Source organism: Vibrio sp. 1CM7H (assembly GCF_023161645.1).
GTDB classification, from domain to species: Bacteria; Pseudomonadota; Gammaproteobacteria; order Enterobacterales; family Vibrionaceae; genus Vibrio; species Vibrio diabolicus.
Genome location: NZ_JALNTV010000022.1, coordinates 1 through 3,020, shown reverse-complemented (window position 1 = coordinate 3,020; position 3,020 = coordinate 1). Strand labels below are relative to the sequence as shown.

Annotated in this window: 1 rRNA gene; it reads right to left on the bottom strand. The window is 51.2% G+C overall.

The features are described 5' to 3' along the window. Window positions 1-117: 117 nt before the first annotated feature. A 23S ribosomal RNA gene (locus MSG33_RS23425) occupies window positions 118-3,008 on the bottom strand. Window positions 3,009-3,020 lie beyond the last annotated feature (12 nt).

Sequence of the window (3,020 nt, the reverse complement as noted above, 5' to 3'; positions counted from 1 at the left end):
TCAGGTGGGTCCAAAACGCTATGGTCGCCAAGCAAATTCTTTAATTCGGAAAGCTGTTTTCGTTCTTACACATTCAATGTTCTTTCATTGAGTCCATCAAAACCCCTTGGGTGTTGTATGGTTAAGCCTCACGGGCAATTAGTACAGGTTAGCTCAACGCCTCACAACGCTTACACACCCTGCCTATCAACGTCGTAGTCTACGACAACCCTTTAGGATACTTAAAGTATCAGGGAGAACTCATCTCAAGGCTCGCTTCCCGCTTAGATGCTTTCAGCGGTTATCGATCCCGAACTTAGCTACCGGGCAATGCGTCTGGCGACACAACCCGAACACCAGAGGTTCGTCCACTCCGGTCCTCTCGTACTAGGAGCAGCCCCTTTCAATTCTCCAACGCCCACGGCAGATAGGGACCGAACTGTCTCACGACGTTCTAAACCCAGCTCGCGTACCACTTTAAATGGCGAACAGCCATACCCTTGGGACCGACTTCAGCCCCAGGATGTGATGAGCCGACATCGAGGTGCCAAACACCGCCGTCGATATGAACTCTTGGGCGGTATCAGCCTGTTATCCCCGGAGTACCTTTTATCCGTTGAGCGATGGCCCTTCCATTCAGAACCACCGGATCACTATGACCTGCTTTCGCACCTGCTCGAATTGTCATTCTCGCAGTCAAGCGGGCTTATGCCATTGCACTAACCTCACGATGTCCAACCGTGATTAGCCCACCTTCGTGCTCCTCCGTTACGCTTTGGGAGGAGACCGCCCCAGTCAAACTACCCACCAGGCACTGTCCGCAACCCCGATAAGGGGTCGACGTTAGAACATCAACACTACAAGGGTGGTATTTCAAGGACGGCTCCACGCAATCTAGCGACTGCGCTTCAAAGCCTCCCACCTATCCTACACATGTAGGGTCAATGTTCAGTGCCAAGCTGTAGTAAAGGTTCACGGGGTCTTTCCGTCTAGCCGCGGGTACACTGCATCTTCACAGCGATTTCAATTTCACTGAGTCTCGGGTGGAGACAGCGTGGCCATCATTACGCCATTCGTGCAGGTCGGAACTTACCCGACAAGGAATTTCGCTACCTTAGGACCGTTATAGTTACGGCCGCCGTTTACCGGGGCTTCGATCAAGAGCTTCGACCGAAGTCTAACCCCATCAATTAACCTTCCGGCACCGGGCAGGCGTCACACCGTATACGTCATCTTGCGATTTTGCACAGTGCTGTGTTTTTAATAAACAGTTGCAGCCACCTGGTATCTGCGACTCTCAATAGCTCCATCCGCGAGGGACTTCACCGTCGAGAGCGTACCTTCTCCCGAAGTTACGGTACCATTTTGCCTAGTTCCTTCACCCGAGTTCTCTCAAGCGCCTTGGTATTCTCTACCCGACCACCTGTGTCGGTTTGGGGTACGATTCCTTACAATCTGAAGCTTAGAGGCTTTTCCTGGAAGCATGGCATCAATGACTTCACATCCGTAGATGCTCGACGTCGTGTCTCAGCCTTAAGAAGAGCCGGATTTACCTAACTCTTCAGCCTACGCACTTGAACCTGGACAACCGTCGCCAGGCCCACCTAGCCTTCTCCGTCCCCCCATCGCAATTGTAAGAAGTACGGGAATATTAACCCGTTTCCCATCGACTACGCCTTTCGGCCTCGCCTTAGGGGTCGACTTACCCTGCCCCGATTAACGTTGGACAGGAACCCTTGGTCTTCCGGCGAGGAGGTTTTTCACCCCCTTTATCGTTACTCATGTCAGCATTCGCACTTCTGATACGTCCAGCATGCGTTACCACACACCTTCAACCGCTTACAGAACGCTCCCCTACCCAATATACAAAAGTATATTGCCGCAGCTTCGGTTTACTACTTAGCCCCGTTACATCTTCCGCGCAGGCCGACTCGACCAGTGAGCTATTACGCTTTCTTTAAATGATGGCTGCTTCTAAGCCAACATCCTGGCTGTCTGAGCCTTCCCACATCGTTTCCCACTTAGTAGTAATTTGGGACCTTAGCTGGCGGTCTGGGTTGTTTCCCTCTCCACGACGGACGTTAGCACCCGCCGTGTGTCTCCCGGATAGTACTTACTGGTATTCGGAGTTTGCAAAGGGTTGGTAAGTCGGGATGACCCCCTAGCCTTAACAGTGCTCTACCCCCAGTAGTATTCGTCCGAGGCGCTACCTAAATAGCTTTCGGGGAGAACCAGCTATCTCCAGGTTTGATTGGCCTTTCACCCCTAGCCACAAGTCATCCGCTAATTTTTCAACATTAGTCGGTTCGGTCCTCCAGTTGATGTTACTCAACCTTCAACCTGCCCATGGCTAGATCACCTGGTTTCGGGTCTATATCCAGAGACTGAACGCCCAGTTAAGACTCGGTTTCCCTACGGCTCCCCTAGATGGTTAACCTTGCCACTGAATATAAGTCGCTGACCCATTATACAAAAGGTACGCAGTCACAGGACAAAGCCTGCTCCTACTGCTTGTACGTACACGGTTTCAGGTTCTATTTCACTCCCCTCACAGGGGTTCTTTTCGCCTTTCCCTCACGGTACTGGTTCACTATCGGTCAGTCAGTAGTATTTAGCCTTGGAGGATGGTCCCCCCATATTCAGACAGGATATCACGTGTCCCGCCCTACTCGATTTCACTGAATATGCGTCGTCAGTTACGGGGCTATCACCCTGTATCGCCAAGCTTTCCAGCTTGTTCACCTGACGCCTATAAAGCTTAAGGGCTAGTCCAATTTCGCTCGCCGCTACTTTCGGAATCTCGGTTGATTTCTTTTCCTCGGGGTACTTAGATGTTTCAGTTCCCCCGGTTCGCCTCGTTATGCTATGTATTCACATAACGATACTTACTTATGTAAGTGGGTTTCCCCATTCGGAAATCCCAGACTCAAGTGGTTTTTACTACCTAATCTGGGCTTATCGCAAGTTAATACGTCCTTCATCGCCTCTGACTGCCAAGGCATCCACCGTGTACGCTTAGTCACTTAACCATACAACCCGAA